Origin of the sequence: Streptomyces sp. NBC_01197, assembly GCF_036010505.1 — a bacterium.
Taxonomy (GTDB): domain Bacteria; phylum Actinomycetota; class Actinomycetes; order Streptomycetales; family Streptomycetaceae; genus Streptomyces.
Genome location: NZ_CP108569.1, coordinates 3536324 through 3554773, shown reverse-complemented (window position 1 = coordinate 3554773; position 18450 = coordinate 3536324). Strand labels below are relative to the sequence as shown.

The window sequence follows — 18450 nt, the reverse complement described above, 5'->3', positions numbered from 1 at the left end:
ACCGGGCCCGGGGATACCGCGGGGTGGGGCGGGAACAGAGAGGGCCGGGAACAGAGAGGGCCGGGACCGCCCAACGGCGTTCCCGGCCCTCTCCGCGTACTGCGTCCTCCGTACCGCGTTACTTCACCGGCTCGGGCTCCGGTGCGTCCTCGTCGGCCGGGTCGTCGGCCGGGTCCGCGGGGAGCTTCACCGAGTCGAGCAGCAGCTGCGCCACGTCGACGACCTGGAGCGACTCCTTCGCCTTGCCGTCGTTCTTCCTGCCGTTGACCGAGTCGGTCAGCATGACGAGGCAGAACGGGCAGGCGGTGGAGACGATGTCCGGGTTGAGCGAGAGCGCCTCGTCGACGCGCTCGTTGTTGATGCGCTTGCCGATGCGCTCCTCCATCCACATCCGCGCGCCGCCGGCCCCGCAGCAGAAGCCACGCTCCTTGTGCCGGTGCATCTCCTCGCTGCGCAGGCCGGGCACCTTCGCGATGATCTCGCGCGGCGGTGTGTAGACCTTGTTGTGGCGGCCCAGGTAGCAGGGGTCGTGGTACGTGATCAGACCCTCGACCGGGGTGACGGGGATGAGCTTGCCCTCGTCGATGAGGTGCTGGAGCAGCTGGGTGTGGTGGATGACCTCGTACTCGCCACCGAGCTGCGGGTACTCGTTCGCGATGGTGTTGAAGCAGTGCGGGCAGGTGGCGACGATCTTCTTCGTCGCCTTGGGCTTCTTGGCCGACTCGTCTTCCCCTTCCTCACCTGGGGCGGACTCGCCGTACGCCATGTTCAGCATCGCGACGTTCTCCTGGCCGAGCTGCTGGAACAGCGGCTCGTTGCCCAGGCGGCGGGCGGAGTCACCGGTGCACTTCTCGTCGCCGCCCATGATCGCGAACTTGACGCCCGCGATGTGCAGCAGCTCGGCGAAGGCCTTCGTGGTCTTCTTCGCGCGGTCCTCCAGGGCGCCCGCGCAGCCGACCCAGTACAGGTAGTCGACCTCGGTGAGATCCTCGACGTCCTTGCCGACGATCGGGACCTCGAAGTCGACCTCCTTGGTCCACTCGACGCGCTGCTTCTTGGCGAGCCCCCAGGGGTTGCCCTTCTTCTCCAGGTTCTTGAGCATCGTGCCCGCCTCGGACGGGAACGCGGACTCGATCATCACCTGGTAGCGGCGCATGTCGACGATGTGGTCGATGTGCTCGATGTCGACCGGGCACTGCTCCACGCACGCACCGCAGGTGGTGCAGGACCACAGGACGTCCGGGTCGATCACGCCGTTCTCTTCGAGCGTCCCGATCAGCGGGCGCTCGGCCTCGTCCAGCGCGGACTGCGGAACGTCCTTGAGCTGCTCGGCCGTGGCCTGCTCCTCGCCCTCCATGTTCTTGCCGCCGCCGGCGAGCAGGTACGGCGCCTTGGCGTGCGCGTGGTCGCGCAGCGACATGATCAGGAGCTTCGGCGAGAGGGGCTTGCCGGTGTTCCAGGCCGGGCACTGCGACTGGCAGCGGCCGCACTCCGTGCAGGTGGAGAAGTCCAGCAGGCCCTTCCACGAGAAGTGCTCGACCTGCGAGACGCCGAACACGTCGTCCTCGCCCGGGTCCTCGAAGTCGATCTCCTTGCCGCCCGAAGTCATCGGCAGCAGCGCGCCGAGGGCGGTGCCGCCCTGCGCGTCGCGCTTGAACCAGATGTTGGGGAAGGCGAGGAAGCGGTGCCAGGCGACGCCCATGTCCGTCTTGAGCCCGACCACGATCATCCAGATGAAGGACGTACCGATCTTGGCCATCGCGGTCAGGTAGATCATGTTCTGCAGCGTGCTGACGCTGGTGCCGCGAAACGCCGCGACCAGCGGGTACGAGAGGAAGTACGCGGCGTCGTAGCCGTGCACGCCGGCCAGCGCGCCCTCAAGTCCGCGCAGCGAGTAGATCGCCAGGCCGATGATGAGGATGACGGCCTCGACGAAGTACGCCTGGCCGAAGTTGGAGCCCGCGAAGCGGGACTTGCGGCCCGGCCGGTCCGGCTTCGACAGCTGGCGGATGGTGATCAGGACGAGGATGCCGAGCGTCGTCATCACACCGATGAACTCGACGAACATCTCGTACGGCAGCCAGTGACCGATGACCGGCAGCACCCAGTCGGCCTTGAAGAGCTGGCCCAGGGCGTTGATCAGGGTCAGTACGAGCGAGAAGAACCCGACCGCGACGAACCAGTGCGCGAACCCGACGATGCCCCAGCGGTTCATCCGGGTGTGGCCGAGGAACTCCTTGACCACCGTGATCGTCCGCTGGACGGGTTCGTCGGTGCGGGTGCCCGCGGGCACGTTCTGACCGAGTCGCACGGAGCGGTAGATCTGGGCGATGGCTCGGGCGAACAGCGCGACACCGACCACGGTGAGTACCAGCGACACAATGATCGCGGCGAGTTGCATGGGGGCTCCTCGGGCCTGCGAGGTGGGGATCCAGCGGTTAACGGGTGATTCTCAAGTGATTACTAAGCAGTAACTTAATGCAGTTCCTGCTGAGGGTACCCACATATCGCACTGCGATGTACCAGATCAAGCGGTGATCTGCGTCGCTCAGGGTCTCCTCATCGGATGTCTTCCGTCCAATCGTGTTATTCGCCGCATAGTGGTGCATAACGAACTAGCTTGTGGATCGTTCGAGCTGGATGCCCCGGTGGCATCACCCCGATACCGCAACCGATGGGCGGCGCATGAGCCAGGCGATCCCCCGTACCCACGGCCATCCGGCCCCGCCCGCCGACGGCCTGCCCCGCCCGGTCCGCTGCGCCGGTATCCCGCTCACCCCGCTCGCCCCCGGGCCGGCCGCGGATGCGCTCGTACGCCTCGCTCTGCGGGGTGCGGCAGCGGACATCCACCTCTGCGGCGCGGACACCCTCGCGCACGCCGTTCGCGTCCCCGGGCTCCAGCGGCTGCTGCGCTCGGCGACGCTGAACCTTCCTGCCGGGCGCGGCCCGGCCCGGGCGGCGCGGTCCGGCGGACGGCCGGAGGCGCAGGTGTACGGACCCGATCTGCTGCTCGACACCGTCCGGGCCGCACAGCGCGAGGGACTCAGCCACTATCTGCTCGGAGCGGAGAGCGGCGGGACGGGCGGACCAGCCGCGGGCGCCGGACGGCCGGGCGAGGAGCTGACTGCCGGACTGCTGACCGCCGAGCTTCTGGTCCGCTACCCAGAAGCGCGGGTCGCGGGCGCCGAGCCGCTGCCCGGCCGGGCGGCCACCGCCGACGTATGGATGGCGCTGGCGGCCCGCATCAGGGAGAGCGGTGCCCGGCTGGTCTGGATCGGCGGGTCCGGCGGTGCCCGGCAGCACAGCGCGGCCGCCCGTCTCGCCGCCGCGCACCCCGCGGTGTACGTCGCGGCGGGCCCGGCCTTCGCCCTCATCCGCGGCGGCGCCCGCCGCGGGCGGTTGCGCGCACGGTGGCAGCGGTGGCCGACGGGGGTGTGGGGCTACGCGCGCTTCCTGCGGGCAGCAGCGCGGGAGCGGTGCCGGGGCCGCGGCCCGTACCACGAGCTCGTCCAGCTGCTGGCCGACGCCGAGGTCGACCTCGTCCTGGACGCGGGCGCGGACGCCGGTGGATATGTGGCGGGGCTGCGCCGGGCCGGGTACCGCGGGCGCGTGGTCTCGTTCGAGGTGCGCCCCGGGCCGCGCGCGCATCTGCTGCGGTGTGCGGCGGACGACCCCGGGTGGTCCGTCCTGCCGTACGCGCTGGGCGACGGGAACGGACCCGACGGGGGGTGCCGGCTCGACGCGCTGTGGCACGCGGTGACCGCGCCGGGCGAGCGGCTGTTCGTACGACTGCGGGCACCCGGCCATGAGGAGCGGCTGCTCGCCGGCGCCGGGCGGTACGCGGCGGAGTGCGTCGGCCTGCAGACAAGGGGGGAGTGGGGTGGCCCGCCGCCCGGGTACACGGCGGCGCCGCCGACGGTGCCCGGCGACGTGGTGCTGTTCCGGCGTAGGTGAGGCACCGGGCCCCCGGGCACGGACCTGAAGAAGCCCCGGAGGCAGCTCGCGCTGCTACCGGGGCCACTTCAGTGCTCCACCAGGACGTCAGTGTCCGGAGGTCGGAGGAGCGGCGGTGATCAGCGGCCGTTCCCGGCGCCGTTGCCCGAGAGGATCGGGATGTTGTCCAGGAGGTGCGACAGCGCCTCGTCACCCTTGGCCTGGGTGGAGTTCTCGGTGCACTGCTGGGTCTGCGGCGAGGACAGGATCGGGATGTCCTGGACGGAGATCGGGACCACGCCGATGAGGGAACCGACGTTGGCCTTGGCCGGCAGGGCGATGCAGGGCTTGTTCAGCGAGCCCTGGATGAGGCCGATCTGCGGGCTCATGTTGCCGTACGTGGCGGAGTTGCCGAACGCCTGCTGGGCACCGTTGCCACTCAGCGACGTGGTGCCGCCGTCGTGGCCGACTGCCATGGCCGGAGACGCCATCATCGCGCCCGCGCCTGCCATCGTGAGGGTGGCCGCCGCAGTGGCCACAGCCTTCTTGATCATATCGCGTCCTTCTGTTGTCGCACGAGTGCCCGCTTCCGGAGCGCTCTGATCAACTGCCGGACCGGCGATTGGTTCCGGCGCTTCACTCATATGGCTTCCTTGTCGCAGGCGCGCGACAAGCGGGTTGACGCACCTGGCGGCCGGGGTCCTTGTCCATTGGGCCGAACAGGTTCCTTGGGCCACCCGGCCGTGTCGCTGCCGCCCACCGTTCGTTGCGAATCGAGTGAGTCCTGATTCAGGGCACAACATCGAAGAGAAGGTGCAACTCCCATGAACACTGCCAAGAAGGCAGCTCTCGTCCTTGCCACCGCGGGCCTCGCCGCCGGCGGCGCCGCCGGCTCCGCGTTCGCCGACGCCGGCGCCGAGGGTGCGGCCGTGGGCTCGCCGGGTGTCCTGTCGGGCAACCTGGTCCAGGTCCCGGTCCACGTTCCGGTCAACGTCTGCGGCAACACCGTGGACATCATCGGTCTGCTGAACCCGGCGTTCGGCAACACCTGCGTCAACCACTGACGTTCTGATCCGGCTCGTCCGGTGAAGCCCGGTCCCCGGACCGGACAGCAGAAGTGGCGGTATCCGCGGATGATGCGGGTACCGCCACTTTCGCGTCGCGGCAGGATGCCGGGGCTGCTACTGGCCGCCCAGCTGCACGCCGCCCAGCATCGGGGTGGCCTGCCGGGCGAGGCCCATGACCTTCTCGGGGGCGTCGGCCTTGCCCGTCACCACGCTGGTCGCGGTGTCGGCGAGCGCGGCCACCGGGACCGCCGCCCCCTGCTGAAGTGACTGCGTGGCCTGGTCGAGTCCGCCGTTGAGGCTCATGGGGGGCATGGCGGGCGGCTCGGCGGCGAACGCGGGGGAGGCCGCGGCCGCGCCCGCGCCGATCGCCATCATGGAACCGGCGACGACTGCGGCGGCCTTTGCGTACTTCATGTCGAATACCTTTCTCCGGCGGCGCTGTTCACAGCTGCGACTCTCGCGCCACGGCACCGTCAAAGAGGGGTACCGGTGCGCCGCCTTCACCGTGGCTAACGATCGCTCCCCGTGCGGGAAACCCCGGGGTGGTGAACGTTTCTGCGCCTGTTCAGCCGACTGCGGGGAAGTGGGACGCACAACGAAGTGGCCCCGCCGGTCCGTGCGAGACCCGGCGGGGCCACTTCAACGACTCGCCCTTGCGGGAGAGCCGTACGTCACTTGTTGACGCAGGTGTTCCCGAACGCCGGGTTCAGCAGCGCGATGACGTTCACAGTGTTGCCGCAGAGGTTCACCGGAATGTGAATCGGAACCTGGATGACGTTTCCGGAGAGGACGCCGGGCGAGCCGACGGCCGCACCCTCCGCGCCCGCGTCGGCCATGGCGGGCGCAGCGGCGCCCAGGGCCATCATGACGCCGGCGGCGAGAACAGCAGCCTTCTTGAACTTCATGTCGATCCTTCCCGCAGCGGTGTCTCCCGCATCCACGACCATCGCGACGCGTGTCCAGTTGCCTTTTCATGAACACCACTGCAGGACTGCTAACGACCGGTACGCCCTGGGGAAACTCCGTTCGCGGTGCCCGACGCCAACTCAACCCGAATGCTTTCCGGAACGGGAACGGGAACCCGTCGGGGTGCGGACACACGCGTGGCCGCCGCAACGTCCTGTCTGCGGCGGCCACGTGGGAGCAGCGAGGCGATCAGCCCTCGTTCGCCGCACCGTTGCCCGAGAGGACCGGGATGTTGTCCAGGATGTGCGACAGGGCCTCGTCGCCCTTCGCCTGGGTGGAGTTCTCGGTGCACTGCTGGTTCTGCGGCGAGGACAGGATCGGAATGTCCTGGACGGCGATCGGGATCAGGCCGATGAGGGAGCCCACGTTGGCCTTGACCGGCAGGCCGACACACGGCTTGTTCAGCGAGCCCTGGACCAGGCTGAGCTGCGGGCTCTGGTTGCCCTTGGTGGCCGAGTTGCCGAAGGCCTGCTCGGCGCCGTTGCCGCTGGCGGAGTTGGTGCCGTTGTCGTTACCGACGGCCAGGGCCTGCGGGGCCAGAGTCGCGCCGGCGCCGACGATCGAGGCGGTGACGGCGGCGGTGGCCAGAATCTTCTTGATCACTGTGGTCCCTTTTCTGCATTTTTGCCCGGAAGTGGAGCACCCTGATCAACTCCAGGGGTCGAGTTTGGTTCCGCCTGTTCACTCGATTGCCGTAGCGCACGAGTGCGGTGGTCCGTCGGAGTGAGCCCCTTGCGCGCGGGGTGCGCCGTGCTGTGCGGGTTCCGCCGGCGGCGGCTGCTGCTACGGGGGGAGCGGGCTGCTCGTCGTTCGGTTCGGCTTCTGCATTCGCGTGGTCCCGTATTTCCCCGTCGTTTTCCGCACGCGTTTAACGAATGCCTCTCCCGCGGGGTACGCGCCGTCACCCATTGGGGAGCTTCGTGGGTCCTTCCCGAGGACACAACCCACTGCCACAAGGGAATTCGACGCATTCGGTTGATCCGCCGTACGGCGGTATGCGCGCGGACAGCATGATTTCCACCCTGCTTTCTGACAAAGTGCACTCCTGCTTGGGCCGCTTGGGCCGCTTGGTTGCAATTGTCATGTTGAGACGGGAGGGCAGTCATGCGAAAGACGACGGGTCTCGCTGTGCCGTACGGCTCGGGCGCACCACCGGGCGCGGTGCGTTCCTTCATCTCTCTTCCGGCGGGCCGCGTCTCCGGTGCATTCGGTCCGAAGCCCGTACTCGCCTGGGGCGCCGGCCGGCCGGACTTCCAATTCGCCGACGAAAGCCGCGGGTCTTTTCCCGGCGTGCTCCTCGTGCAGACGGATTCGCGTCGCTGAGCCTTCCGCTCCGCGCACCCCGGGGAAACCGATCTCCGGGTCAGGTACGAAGAGAGCCGCACACGTGCTGCCAGAAAACATTTCCCCCGGACGCCGGCTGACGGTATTCCACCTCGTTCAGCCGGTGGAAGGCGGAGTCGCCCGCGTGGTCACCGACCTGGTGCGGGCGCAAGTGGCCGAAGGAATCAGAGCAGTTGTGGCCTGCCCCCCCGGCGACGGTCTGGCGTCGGCGCTCGCGGGGTCCGGCGCGCATGTCCGTCCCTGGCGGGCCGGCCGGGCGCCGGGGCCCGGGCTGGCCGCCGAGACCGCTGCCGCCGCCCGGCTGATCCGGGCATGCCGCCCCGACGTGGTGCACGCGCACAGCTCCAAGGCCGGTCTGGCCGCACGGCTCGCCGTGCGCGGGCGCGTGCCGACGGTCTTCCAGCCGCACGCCTGGTCGTTCGACGCGGTCGCCGGCGGCACCGCACGGCTCGCGCTGGCCTGGGAGCGGTACGCGGCCCGGTGGGCCGAGCGCGTCCTGTGCGTCAGCGAGGCCGAGCGGCGGGCCGGTGAGGCGGCCGGGATCGCCGCCCGGTGGGAGGTGATCCGCAACGGCGTCGATCTCGGTGAGTTCAGCGCCGACTGCGGCTCCGGGCCCGAACCGGGCTCTGGCGTAAGGCCGTTGGGCCCCGGCCCGGTCGTCGTCTGTGTCGGCCGGTTCTGCCGCCAGAAGGGGCAGGACGTACTCCTGCGGGCCTGGCCAGAGATTCTCCGTGCGGTGCCCGGGGCCCGGCTGGTGCTGGTCGGGGACGGCCCCGACCGGGCGGCCCTGGCCAGGACCGCGCCGCCCGGTGTGCTGTTCACCGGAGCGGTCGACGGGCCGCGCGACTGGCTGCGGGCCGCCGACCTCGTCGTCCTGCCGTCCCGCTGGGAGGGCATGGCGCTGGCCCCGCTCGAAGCGATGGCCTGCGGGCGGCCCGTCGTCCTCACCGACGTGAACGGCGCCCGGGAGAGCCTGCCGCCGGGCCATGACCGGCACGGGCTCGTCCCGCCGGACGACCCGCACGCGCTGGCCCGCGCGGTCGGGAAGCTGCTGGCCGACGCCCCGCTGCGGGACGCGCTCGGCCGCGAGGCCGGAGCCCACGCGCGCGCGAACTTCGATGTCCGGCACACGGCCACCGCGGTCTCGGAGCTGTACCGCCGGCTCCTCGGCCTGCCCCGACCCACGACGAGGGAGCGCACACGCCGATGACGATGGACAGCGCACATGCTCCCCATGCGGGCCACGGCGTTGGCCCCGCGACGGCCGTGCAGCGGCCCGCGCCTGCGATCCACCCGCCGCGCAGCGCGGACGGACCGCGGCCGGAACCGGTACGGCCGGCGGGGCTGCGGCGGGGCCGCGGCGCGGCCCCGCTGATCGCCGGTGACACCCTCGCACTGGTCGCCACCGGTGCGCTGGTGCCGGGGCTGCGGCCGGATCCCCTGGTCCTCGTACCGCTCCTCGCGCTGCATCTGATCCTGCACCTCCGCGGCGGGCTCTACCGGCGGCGCCTCTCCCCGTCGGCGCTGCTCGAACTGCCCGCGCTGCTCGGCCACGCACTGGTCCTGTGGTGCACGGCGGCCGCGTGCCTCGCGGCCGTCGGGCCCTGGCGGGTCCTCGACTGGACGGCGCTGGCCACCGCGGTCACCGCGCAGACCCTCACCGGCTGCGCGGTCCGCGGCGCGGTCCACCAGCTGGTGCGTATCACCGCCGCCCGGCGCGGCCACTCGGCGCTGATCGTCGGCGGTGGCGCCGCCGCCCAGCAGATCGGCGCCGCGCTGTACGCGCACCCGGCGTACGGCATGAGGCCGGTGGGCCTGGTGGAGACCGGCGCCGGTACCGGTACCGCCGCCGAGACCGGATCCGTTGCCGGGGACGGGAGTTCCGTACTGCCCGTGCTGGCGACCCACGAGGACATCGGCCGGGCCGTCATCCAGAACGCGGTCCGCCACGCGCTGTTCGTCGGCCCCGGCCGGGCCGCCGCCGACGATCCCGCGCTGGTACGGCTGCTCGGCGGATACGGCGTGCGCCTGTGGCTCGTCGACGCGTCGGGGCCCGGGTGCCGGAGGGACTCGGCCGACCATCTGTGGGGGTTCGCCGTCCGCCCGCTGGCCGTTCCCGGACACCGGGTGGGCCGCTGGGGCAAGCGCGCCCTCGACGCCTCCCTCGCCTGCCTCGCGCTGCTCGCGGCGGCGCCCGTGATGGGGCTGTGCGCGCTGGCCGTACGGATCTCCGACGGGCCGGGCGTCCTCTTCCGGCAGGAACGGATCGGCTTGGACGGGCGGGCCTTCACACTGCTCAAGTTCCGTACGCTGCGCCCGGCCGACGACCACGAGTCGGCGACCCGGTGGAGCGTCGCGACGGACCACCGGATGCGCGCCGTCGGCAGCCTGTTGCGCCGGACCTCGCTCGACGAGCTGCCGCAGCTGTGGAACGTACTGCGCGGGGACATGAGCCTGGTCGGGCCGCGGCCCGAACGCCCGTACTTCGTGACGAAGTTCTCCGGCAGCCACCCCGGCTACCGCTCCAGACACCGGATGCCCGCCGGGATCACCGGGCTCGCCCAGGTCAGCGGATTGCGCGGGGACACCTCCATCGAGGACCGGGCCCGCTTCGACAACCACTACATCGACAGCTGGTCGCTCTGGCAGGACATCTGCATCCTGGTCAGGACCGCGGGCTCGCTCTTCCGGCTTGGGGGCAGCTGACCGTGACGGTCCTCACCCCGGCCCCCGCGCTGCCCCGGCCGCGTACCGGACCGCCCGCCCCACCGCTCTCCGGGCGGCTCGCCCGCTGGTGGCCGGTGCTGCCCGCGGCCGCGCCCGTCGTGCTGCTGGCCGTGCCCTTCGAGTACGGGAACGGGTCCAGCACCTCCACCAACATCTCGGTGTCCGACGTGGCTTCGGCGTTCCTGGTGCTGTTCTGCGCGGTACGGCTGCTGCGCGGAAGGACGCGTCCGCTGAGCCCGGCCGCCGCCGCTGTACTGGGCGTACCGGTGGTGGGGCTGGCCGTCGCCACCGTGACCGCCGCCGACCCGGTGGCCGCGCTCCCCGGTTTCGTGCGCTACCTCCAGGTGTTCGTGCTGGTGCCGGCGGCCGTCGTACTGGTGCTCAGGGACGCCCGCGACTTCCGGTTCGTGGCCGGGGCGTTCGTCGTACTCGCCCTGGTCCAGGGCGGGTTCGGCGTCTGGCAGTACGCGACCCGCACCGGCGCCTCCTACATGGGCTCCGACATCCGGGCCGTCGGCACCTTCGGCCCCACCGACGTCATGGGCATGGCCACCATCGTGGCGTTCGGGATGGTCGTCACCACCGGGCTCGCGCTGCGCCCGCCGCCCGGCGCGCCCCGCTGGTCCCGCCCCGCCACGCTCGCCGCCGCGATGGCGCTGGTGCCGCCCCTCGCGTTCTCCTTCAGCCGCGGCGCGTGGATCGCCACAGTGGTCGCGGTGCTCGCCGTGGTGCTGCTCGCCGGGTTGCGTACGGCCGTGCGCGCACTGGCCGCCGTGGTCGCCGCAGCCGTGGTGCTGGTCGGCGGGTTCGGGGTCGGCTCTCAGCTCATCACCGAGCGGCTCGGCTCGATCACCCAGGTCACCGCCGCCCCCGACCAGTCGGTCACCGACCGGTACACGATGTGGGCGGCGGCGGTCGGCATGTGGCGCGACGAGCCCGCGACGGGCGTCGGCCTCAAGGGATTCCCCGCCTACCGTGACGGACACGCCTCGCTGGGCCTCTCGTCGGGCTCCGACACGGCGGGCGCGGGCCACGCCTTCCAGCGTCAGCCGCTGCTCTCGCCGCACAACATGTATCTGCTGGTCCTCAGCGAACAGGGCCTCGTCGGGATCACCGCGCTGGCCGGCAGCTGGGCCGCTCTCCTGGCGGGCGGGGCGCGCCGTCTGTACGTGGCGCGGAGACGGCGCGCAGCGGCCGCCGACTGCGGGCTCGTGGCGGTGGGACTGATGCTCTGGCAGACGGTCGACTTCCTGTACGCGGACATCGGCGGTCCCTCCACCGCACTCACCGGCATCGTCTTCGGCCTGATCGCCTGGTGGGCACTGGCGGGGCCGGTACCGGGCCCGGCGGTTCCCGGCACCGCCCGGACGCCCGGCTCCGTACGGCCGGGCGCCGTATGAACCGAATGAACGAGACGGCCACCGGCACCGGCCCGCGCGCAGAGGCCCGTACCGCTGTGCCGGTACCGCCCGTCGCGGTCCACGCGCCGCCAGTGCCGCAGCAGGGACCGCCACGGCTCGGTAAGGTACTGGCCAGGGCCGCCGCGATCACCGCGGCGCTCACCGTCGCCGGGTCGGTGCTCGGTCTGGTCCGGGACCAGAGCATCGCGCATCTCTTCGGCGCGGGCAGCGACAGCGACGCGTTCCTGATCTCCTGGACCGTGCCGGAGATGGCGTCCACGCTGCTCATCGAGGACGCGATGGCACTGGTGCTCGTACCGGCCTTCAGCCACGCGCTGGCCCGGCGCGCCGCCGGGGAGCACCCGGACCCCGTACGGAGTCTGGTCTCGGCCACCCTGCCGCGCCTGCTCGTGCTGCTCGGCTGCACCACCGGGGCCCTCGTGCTGGGCGCCCCGCTGATCGTGGAGCTGCTGGCGCCCGGCCTCGCCGAGCCACAAGTGGCCGTCCAGTGCACGCGGTTGACCGCCCTCACCGTGGTCTCGTTCGGGATCACCGGCTATCTCAGCGCTGCACTGCGGGCGCACCGCAGCTATCTGCCGCCCGCCACGATCTATGCCGCGTACAACGTCGGCATCATCGTCACCATGCTGGTGCTGCACTCTCTGTGGGGGGTGCGCGCCGCCGCGGCCGGAGTCGCCGTGGGCAGCGTCCTGATGGTGCTGGTCCAACTGCCCGCCTTCGTACGGCAGCTGGCCGTACGCCCGATCGACGGCGGTGCCCTGCTCACCGGCACGACCCCCGCCGCACGGCCCGCTCTGCTCGGCCTCGGCGTGCTGGCGCCCGTCATCATCTTTACCGTCTGCCGCCAGTCCCAGGTGCTCGTCGAGCGGTTCCTGGCCGCCTCGCTGCCCGCCGGGGCGATCTCGCATCTGAACTACGCGCAGAAGATCGCGCAGGTGCCGATGATGCTGTCGCTGATGATCTGTACGGTCACCTTCCCGGTGGTCGCCAAGGCCGTCGCCGACGGCGAGGGCGATCAGGCGCGGCGCCGGGTCGAACGCGATCTGGCGCTGGCCGGGGTGGTGGTGCTGGCCGGCACGGCGGTCGTCGTCGCCTACGCGCCGCAGATCGTCGAAGTCCTCTTCCAGCGCGGTGCGTTCAGCGCGGCCGACACCGCGACCACCGCCTCCATCATGCGGGTCTACGCCCTCGGGCTGCTCGGGCAGTGCCTGGTCGGCGCACTGGGCCGGCCCTTCTTCTCGACGGTGCGCCCCACCTGGTTCCCGGCCGCCGCGATGGCCGCGGGACTCCTCGTCAACGGGGTCGCCGGTGCGCTCGCCGTCGGCCCGTGGGGGGTGTACGGCATCACCGCGTCCAATGCCCTGGGGATCACCGTCACCGCCGCGCTGCTGCTCCGCGGGCTCGGCTCGCGGGTCGTCTCCATCCATGTACGAGGTGTCGCGCTGACGCTCGCCAGGCTGTCCGCGGCGGCCGTCGCCGCCTGCGCTGCGGGCCTGTTCGCGGCGCCGCTGATCCGCTGGGCTCCGGCGAGCCTGGCCGTCGGCTGCCTGCTGGTGCCCTGTGCGTTCGCGGCGGCGGCACTGGCGCTGCGTGCCCCCGAAGTCGTCGGCCTGTTCGATCTCACCAAGCGAAGGTTCCGCCATGTCCGCTGACACCGCGTCACGTGACGCCGCCCCGCCCGCGCCCCGGTCCCGTATCCAGCCGTGGATCCTGATGTACCACTCGGTGGCCGACCCGGCCGACGACCCGTACGGCATCACCGTCTCGCCCGAGCGTCTCGGCCACCAGCTGCGCTGGCTTGAGCGGCGCGGGCTGACCGGCGTCGGGGTCGGGGCCCTGCTGCGGGCCCGCGCCGAGGGGCGCGGGCGCGGTCTGGTCGGGCTGACCTTCGACGACGGCTACCGCGACTTCACCGACCACGCGCTGCCGCTGCTGAAGCGCCACGGGTGCACGGCCACCGTGTTCGTGCTGCCCGGCAGACCGGGCGGCGAGAACGCCTGGGACGCGCTCGGCCCGCGCAAGCCGCTCCTCACCGAGGACGGCATCCGGGCCGCCGCGGGGGCCGGCATGGAGATCGGCTCGCACGGCCTGTACCACCAGGACCTCACCGAGGCGTCCGACGAGGAGCTGAGCCAGGAGACCCGGGGGAGCCGCGAGCTGCTCCGCCGGATCACCGGGGCGGCACCGGAGGGCTTCTGCTACCCGTACGGCACCTTCGACCCGCGGACCGTCGAAGCGGTGCGCGACGCCGGGTACGCCTATGGCTGCGCCATCGCCCCCGGGGCGGCGGCCGGCGACCACGCGCTGGCCCGCACCCACATCAGCCATGCCGACCTGGGCCTGCGGCTGGGCACCAAACGGGCGCTGCACCAACTGCGCCAATTGCGCCAATCACGGCAGCTGACGCCGGGAGGCAGCCGGTGAGGGTCCTGCACATCATCACCGGGCTCGGTGTGGGCGGCGCAGAGCAGCAACTACGGCTGCTGCTACGCCGGTTGCCCGTCGACTGCGACGTGGTCACCCTCACCAACCCCGGCCCGGTCGCCGACGGGATGCACGCCGACGGGGTCTCCGTCACACACCTGGGGATGAGCGGCAACCGTGACCTCACCGCGCTCCCCCGGCTGACCCGGCTGATCCGGCGCGGCCGTTACGACCTGGTCCACACCCATCTGTACCGCGCCTGTGTGTACGGCAGGATCGCCGCCCGGCTGGCCGGCGTCCGCGCCACGGTCGCCACCGAACACTCGCTGGGCGAGCGGTACATCGAGGGCCGCCCGCTCACCCGGTCGACCCGCGAGCTGTATCTGCGCACCGAGCGGCTGGGGTCCGCGACGGTCGCTGTGTCCGCGACGGTCGCCGACCGGTTGCGCGGCTGGGGCGTACCGGCGCGGCGTATCCATGTCGTACCGAACGGCATCGACGGAGCGCGGTTCAGGCACGACTCGCAGGTACGGGCCGCGACCCGGGCCCTGCTGGACATCCCGTCCGGCGCGTTCGTGGTGGGCGGCGTCGGCAGGCTGGTGCCGGGCAAGCGGTTCGACCTGCTGGTACGGGCGGTCGCCGCGCTGCCCGGGGTCCGGCTGCTGCTGGCCGGGGACGGGCCCGAGCGGGGGGCGCTGCGGGCGCTCGCCGGGCGGCTCGGGGCCGGTGACCGCGTCCACTTCCTGGGCGAGTGCGACGCGCTGCCCGACGGGCCGCACACCGGTCCGACCGTCCCCGCCGTCCTGGACGCGGTGGACGTCTTCGTCTCCGCGTCCGATGAGGAGTCCTTCGGGCTCGCCGTCGTCGAGGCGCTGGCCGCTGGTCTTCCCGTCCTGTACGCGGCCTGCCCCGCGCTCGACGACCTGCCCGCGGAGGCGGTGCCGGGCGCGGTGCGGGTGCCGGGCGGCGCCCGGGAGGTCGAGGCGGCACTCCGCCGCCAAATCGCCCTGGGTGTACGTCGGTTGGAGCCACCGGCGGTGGTCGGCCGCTACGACATCGCGCGCAGCGCCGACAGTCTGCTCGGGGTGTACGCCCGCGTCGTCGCGGCCGCACCGGTGATCCCTCGCGTACGCCCTCCGTTCGTGATGCCAGTTCCGTGAGCCCCGTTCCGTAAGCCCCTTCCCACGAAGCCACCCGGCGCAGACCCCGACGAAGAAGTGAGCCCCATGCCTGATTCGCCCCGCGAAGAGCACCACGCCATCTCCCGGACCACAGGACGGACCACAGCACGGACCACAGGCCGGATCGCCGGGCGGGCCATCCGCCGCCGCGCTGCCGCGCTGCCGGCCTGGTGGCCGCTGCCGCTGTGCGCACTCGTCGGTGTGGTCGGCGGTGCGTCGTACGGAGCGCTCGCGGCGCCCGACTACGCCGCCACCAGCTATGTCGTCGCGGCGCCCGCCAAGGGCACCGACCCCGCAACCGCCCTCGGCTTCGCCCAGGCGTACGGCCGTATCTCCACCAGTACGTCGACCCTCGCCGCGGCGCACGCAGCGGCGGGCGTCCCGGTGCGGACGCTGGGGCGACACGTCCGGACGGAGACCTCGCCCGAGTCCCCGATGATCGGCGTCACCGGCACCGCGACGCGCCCCGGCACGGCCGCCGACATCGCCAACGCGGTGGCCGCAGCACTCACCACCGGCGCCAACAGCGCGGCGGAAAGCACCGGCGTCCGCCTCGTCATGTTCTCGAAGGCCGTCGCGCCGTCGGCTGCCGTCTCGCCGTCGGTGCCGGTCAGCGTCGCCGTCGGCGGCTGCGCCGGCGGCCTCGTCGGTGCCCTCGCGCTGCTGGTCCGCCCGCGCCGCAAGCAGTGGCACACCGGCACCGCGCTCCCGGCGCCCGCCCAGGCCACCGGGTCCGACGCGCTCGCCGAGCCCGCTCAGCCCGCTCAGCCGAAGGAACACGTCTGATGGCGGTGGCCACCGGGACTGCGGCCGGAACTGCGGCCGGGCCCGGGGCCGGGCCCGGCCTGTCCGCGACGCTGTGCCGTGACGAACGGCAGTTTGCCGCGCTGGAGACCCAGTGGACGGCGCTGCACCGCGGCTGCGCCACCGCCACCCCGTTCCAGAGCCACTCCTGGCTGCACTCCTGGTGGCTCTCGTACGGCACAGCGGGGCGGCTGCGGGCGGTGCTCGTACGGCGCGGCGGGCGGCTGGTGGCAGCCGCCCCGCTGATGCTCGTCCACCGGCCGCTGCCGCTGCTGGTCCCGCTGGGCGGCGGCATCTCCGACTTCTCGGATGTCCTCATCGACGGCTCGCAGCCGCCCGGTACGCTCACCGCGCTCGCCGAGGGGCTGCGCCGGGCCGCCCGGCACGCGGTGATCGACCTGCGCGAGGTACGGCCGGGAGCCGCGGCCGAGCAGCTCTACGCCTGCTGGCCGGGGGCGCGGCGCAGGCTCAGCGACTCGGTCTGCCTCGAACTGCCCGCCGAACCCATCGACGAGCTGGTGAAGCGGCTGGCCTCCGCGCGGGCCCAGCGGGCCCGTGCCAAACTGCGCAAGCTCGACGCGCTGCGGATCGAGGAGCGCGCCGTCGCGGAGCACGAAGTGCCCTGCGCCGTCCGGGAGTTGCTGCGGCTGCACGAGCTCCAGTGGCGCGGGCGCGGGGTCACCCCCGAGCACCTCAGGCCCCGGTTCGCCGAGCACCTGACGCGCGCCACCCAGCGCATGGTGAGGGACGGCGACGCGGCGCTCACCGAGTACCGGCTGGACGGCGCGGTGGTCGCCGCCAATGTCACGCTCCAGTCCGCACAGCTCAGCGGCGGCTATCTGTACGGGGCCGACCCCGAACTCCGTAAGAAGAAGGTCGACGTGACGACGATGCTGCTGCGCCGCGACGCCCGGCACGCCGCGGAGAGCGGCCGGACCGTCATCAGCCTGCTGCGGGGCACCGAGCCGTACAAGAGCCACTGGCGCCCTGACGTGGTGACCAACCAGCGGATGCTGCTCGCACCGGCCGCGCTCGCCCCGGCGCTGAACCTGTACGCGGCCCAGCTGGCGGTCCGGGACCGGGCGGCCGACGTGGTGCGCTCCCTCGGGCCGGTGGCGCGCGAGTGGCGCATCCGGGTCGGCGGCCGGGCGGGCGACGGCGGCCGGTGACCGCCCCGCCCGCCCCGCCGGTCCGGCCGGCCCGTCAGTCCTTCGGCAGGGTCCAGCAGATCTTCCGGGGTTTGAACCAGGTGCTGGCCCAGTCGCCCAGGTCGATCCGGACGCACCACCGCTTCTCACCCGCCGGCTCCGGCTGCGCGGGCGGTTCCACACCCGGCTCGGTCGGCTTCGGCTCCGTGCTGGGCTGCGTACTCGGCTCGGTGCTCGGCTCGGTGCTCGGGCTGTTCGGCTCCGGCTCGGTCTCCTGGGACACCGTGGTCCGGAAGATCTTCGACGCGTCGGGGTTCTCGTCGCACTGCCACACACCGTGCGGGCAGTAGTCCGTGATGGTCTGGTACAGCGGTTTGTGCGCGTCGAACCAGGCCAGCATCCCGCGCATGTAGTCCGCGTTGTCGCCGTTCCGGTAGAGCCCCCACTCGGGGTAGGAGATCTGCTTCTTGTGCGCGGCGGCGAAGTCGACCTGCGCCTGGAGCCCGTACGGACCCTTCACCTGGTCCTCGAAGGTGTCGCCGGGCGGCTGGTCGTACGAGTCCATCCCCACGATGTCCACTGTGCGGTCGCCCGGGTAGCACTGCGTCCAGGGGATGTCGTCCCGGCCGCGGTTGGGGGTGAAGTCGAACTTGAACTTCTGGCCGGGGACGGAGCGCATCGTGGTGACGATCCGGTTCCAGTACGTCTTCCATCCCTGCGGGTCGGGACCGCAGCGCTGGGTGTACGTCGTGCCGTTCATCTCCCAGCCCAGCACGATCACCGTGTCGGGCACCCCCAGCTGCACCAGCCGGGTGGCCAGCTTGCGGTAGTGCTCGTCGAAGTCGCCGCGGGCGCCCTGGCCGATGAGGTCCCGGACCTCGTCATCCGACAGCTGGTCCTCGTTGTGCTCCTGCATGGGCACGTTGAGCACGAACATCCGGTCGGGGCGGGCGCGACGCCACTTCGCCCAGGAGCTGAGGAAGTCGGGCTGCCCCTCGATGTTCGACCAGACATCACCCGGCAGGTAGGTGTGCCCCACCCGCAGCTCCGCACCGCCGAGCCAGCGCGAGAGGTCCGCAATCCGTGCGACGCCCTTGGGGCCGTAGTCCAGATACGCGCCCACCGCGGGCACGGAATCCTTCTGCGCCGCGGGCAGCGGGCTCTTCGGCACAAGGGGTACGGAGTCCTTCGGTACCGCGGGAGCGGGCCCGGTGGGAGACGGGGGGGACGGCGCGGGAGCGGGCCTGGCCGTTCCGTACGCGCCCCCCGCACCGGTCAGGAGAAGACCGGTGGCCACGCCCGCGATGCAAGCGCCCCTCAACCGACGGCGTGGATGCGGCATTGGCCTCTCCTCGTGAACTCGTGAACTCGTGAACTCGTGAAAGTTGTGAACTCGTGAAGATGACGGAATACGCGGACTCCTGAGCGATTGGTC

At 72.0% G+C, this 18450-nt stretch carries 17 protein-coding genes; 11 read left to right on the top strand and 6 right to left on the bottom strand.

Annotated features, from left to right (window positions below; all coding sequences use genetic code 11):
- Window positions 1-118: 118 nt before the first annotated feature.
- Window positions 119-2401 (bottom strand): (Fe-S)-binding protein, encoded by a 2283-nt coding sequence (locus OG452_RS16160; RefSeq protein ID WP_327296299.1) that lies wholly within the window; start codon window positions 2399-2401, stop codon window positions 119-121.
- A gap of 284 nt (window positions 2402-2685) precedes the next feature.
- Between OG452_RS16160 and OG452_RS16155 the strand changes: the two genes are divergently transcribed.
- Window positions 2686-3954, top strand: coding sequence for a WecB/TagA/CpsF family glycosyltransferase (locus OG452_RS16155; protein WP_327296298.1), 1269 nt, complete (start codon window positions 2686-2688; stop codon window positions 3952-3954).
- A gap of 119 nt (window positions 3955-4073) precedes the next feature.
- On the opposite strand, the gene OG452_RS16150 is transcribed toward OG452_RS16155, so the two are convergent.
- Window positions 4074-4487 carry a rodlin gene (locus OG452_RS16150; RefSeq protein ID WP_266855011.1) on the bottom strand — a complete coding sequence of 138 codons (414 nt, stop codon included), beginning with the start codon at window positions 4485-4487 and terminating at the stop codon, window positions 4074-4076.
- Window positions 4488-4757: 270 nt separating this feature from the next.
- On the opposite strand from OG452_RS16150, the gene OG452_RS16145 reads away from it, so the two are divergent.
- The gene (locus OG452_RS16145) at window positions 4758-4997 is read left to right on the top strand and encodes a chaplin (RefSeq protein ID WP_327296297.1); all 240 of its coding nucleotides are present in this window, start codon (window positions 4758-4760) and stop codon (window positions 4995-4997) included.
- 117 nt (window positions 4998-5114) lie between these two features.
- On the opposite strand, the gene OG452_RS16140 is transcribed toward OG452_RS16145, so the two are convergent.
- The 3 genes from OG452_RS16140 to OG452_RS16130 all read right to left on the bottom strand — a co-directional run bounded on the left by OG452_RS16140 (window position 5115) and on the right by OG452_RS16130 (window position 6569).
- Complete coding sequence (locus OG452_RS16140; RefSeq protein ID WP_327296296.1) at window positions 5115-5414, bottom strand: hypothetical protein; 300 nt, start codon at window positions 5412-5414, stop codon at window positions 5115-5117.
- Window positions 5415-5671: 257 nt separating this feature from the next.
- Entirely contained in the window at window positions 5672-5905 is a 234-nt protein-coding gene (locus OG452_RS16135; RefSeq protein ID WP_405562019.1) for a chaplin, read from the bottom strand.
- Between the two features lie 250 nt (window positions 5906-6155).
- A complete protein-coding gene (locus OG452_RS16130; protein ID WP_327296295.1) occupies window positions 6156-6569 on the bottom strand; it encodes a rodlin in 414 nt (137 codons plus the stop codon).
- A gap of 501 nt (window positions 6570-7070) precedes the next feature.
- Between OG452_RS16130 and OG452_RS16125 the strand changes: the two genes are divergently transcribed.
- The 9 genes from OG452_RS16125 (at window position 7071) to OG452_RS16085 (ending at window position 17036) form a co-directional block, all read left to right on the top strand.
- Window positions 7071-7289 carry a hypothetical protein gene (locus OG452_RS16125; RefSeq protein ID WP_327296294.1) on the top strand — a complete coding sequence of 73 codons (219 nt, stop codon included), beginning with the start codon at window positions 7071-7073 and terminating at the stop codon, window positions 7287-7289.
- Window positions 7290-7353: 64 nt separating this feature from the next.
- Entirely contained in the window at window positions 7354-8520 is a 1167-nt protein-coding gene (locus OG452_RS16120; RefSeq protein ID WP_327296293.1) for a glycosyltransferase family 4 protein, read from the top strand.
- Window positions 8517-10016, top strand: a complete 1500-nt coding sequence (locus OG452_RS16115) for an exopolysaccharide biosynthesis polyprenyl glycosylphosphotransferase (protein WP_327296292.1) — start codon at window positions 8517-8519, stop codon at window positions 10014-10016. The genes OG452_RS16120 and OG452_RS16115 overlap by 4 nt, the downstream gene beginning before the upstream one ends.
- Complete coding sequence (locus OG452_RS16110) at window positions 10013-11437, top strand: O-antigen ligase family protein (protein ID WP_442810156.1); 1425 nt, start codon at window positions 10013-10015, stop codon at window positions 11435-11437. The genes OG452_RS16115 and OG452_RS16110 overlap by 4 nt, the downstream gene beginning before the upstream one ends.
- A gap of 5 nt (window positions 11438-11442) precedes the next feature.
- Window positions 11443-13110 (top strand): lipid II flippase MurJ, encoded by a 1668-nt coding sequence (locus OG452_RS16105; protein WP_327299653.1) that lies wholly within the window; start codon window positions 11443-11445, stop codon window positions 13108-13110.
- Entirely contained in the window at window positions 13100-13882 is a 783-nt protein-coding gene (locus OG452_RS16100) for a polysaccharide deacetylase family protein (protein WP_327296291.1), read from the top strand. The genes OG452_RS16105 and OG452_RS16100 overlap by 11 nt, the downstream gene beginning before the upstream one ends.
- Window positions 13879-15042: a glycosyltransferase gene (locus tag OG452_RS16095; RefSeq protein WP_327296290.1), complete on the top strand. Its 1164-nt coding sequence runs from the start codon at window positions 13879-13881 to the stop codon at window positions 15040-15042. The genes OG452_RS16100 and OG452_RS16095 overlap by 4 nt, the downstream gene beginning before the upstream one ends.
- 66 nt (window positions 15043-15108) lie before the next feature.
- A complete protein-coding gene (locus OG452_RS16090; protein ID WP_327296289.1) occupies window positions 15109-15849 on the top strand; it encodes a lipopolysaccharide biosynthesis protein in 741 nt (246 codons plus the stop codon).
- A complete protein-coding gene (locus OG452_RS16085) occupies window positions 15849-17036 on the top strand; it encodes a GNAT family N-acetyltransferase (RefSeq protein ID WP_327296288.1) in 1188 nt (395 codons plus the stop codon). Before OG452_RS16090 ends, OG452_RS16085 begins: the two co-directional genes overlap by 1 nt.
- 34 nt (window positions 17037-17070) lie before the next feature.
- On the opposite strand, the gene OG452_RS16080 is transcribed toward OG452_RS16085, so the two are convergent.
- The gene (locus OG452_RS16080) at window positions 17071-18357 is read right to left on the bottom strand and encodes a glycosyl hydrolase (protein WP_327296287.1); all 1287 of its coding nucleotides are present in this window, start codon (window positions 18355-18357) and stop codon (window positions 17071-17073) included.
- Window positions 18358-18450 lie beyond the last annotated feature (93 nt).

Excerpts from the sequence above, each read along its gene's own strand:
- OG452_RS16160 (WP_327296299.1), bottom strand. The coding sequence starts at position 2,401 with ATGCAACTCGCCGCGATCATTGTGTCGCTGGTACTCACCGTGGTCGGT.
- OG452_RS16155 (WP_327296298.1), top strand. The coding sequence starts at position 2,686 with ATGAGCCAGGCGATCCCCCGTACCCACGGCCATCCGGCCCCGCCCGCC.
- OG452_RS16150 (WP_266855011.1), bottom strand. The coding sequence starts at position 4,487 with ATGATCAAGAAGGCTGTGGCCACTGCGGCGGCCACCCTCACGATGGCA.
- OG452_RS16145 (WP_327296297.1), top strand. The coding sequence starts at position 4,758 with ATGAACACTGCCAAGAAGGCAGCTCTCGTCCTTGCCACCGCGGGCCTC.
- OG452_RS16140 (WP_327296296.1), bottom strand. The coding sequence starts at position 5,414 with ATGAAGTACGCAAAGGCCGCCGCAGTCGTCGCCGGTTCCATGATGGCG.
- OG452_RS16135 (WP_405562019.1), bottom strand. The coding sequence starts at position 5,905 with ATGAAGTTCAAGAAGGCTGCTGTTCTCGCCGCCGGCGTCATGATGGCC.
- OG452_RS16125 (WP_327296294.1), top strand. The coding sequence starts at position 7,071 with ATGCGAAAGACGACGGGTCTCGCTGTGCCGTACGGCTCGGGCGCACCA.
- OG452_RS16115 (WP_327296292.1), top strand. The coding sequence starts at position 8,517 with ATGACGATGGACAGCGCACATGCTCCCCATGCGGGCCACGGCGTTGGC.
- OG452_RS16105 (WP_327299653.1), top strand. The coding sequence starts at position 11,443 with ATGAACGAGACGGCCACCGGCACCGGCCCGCGCGCAGAGGCCCGTACC.
- OG452_RS16100 (WP_327296291.1), top strand. The coding sequence starts at position 13,100 with ATGTCCGCTGACACCGCGTCACGTGACGCCGCCCCGCCCGCGCCCCGG.
- OG452_RS16090 (WP_327296289.1), top strand. The coding sequence starts at position 15,109 with ATGCCTGATTCGCCCCGCGAAGAGCACCACGCCATCTCCCGGACCACA.
- OG452_RS16085 (WP_327296288.1), top strand. The coding sequence starts at position 15,849 with ATGGCGGTGGCCACCGGGACTGCGGCCGGAACTGCGGCCGGGCCCGGG.
- OG452_RS16080 (WP_327296287.1), bottom strand. The coding sequence starts at position 18,357 with ATGCCGCATCCACGCCGTCGGTTGAGGGGCGCTTGCATCGCGGGCGTG.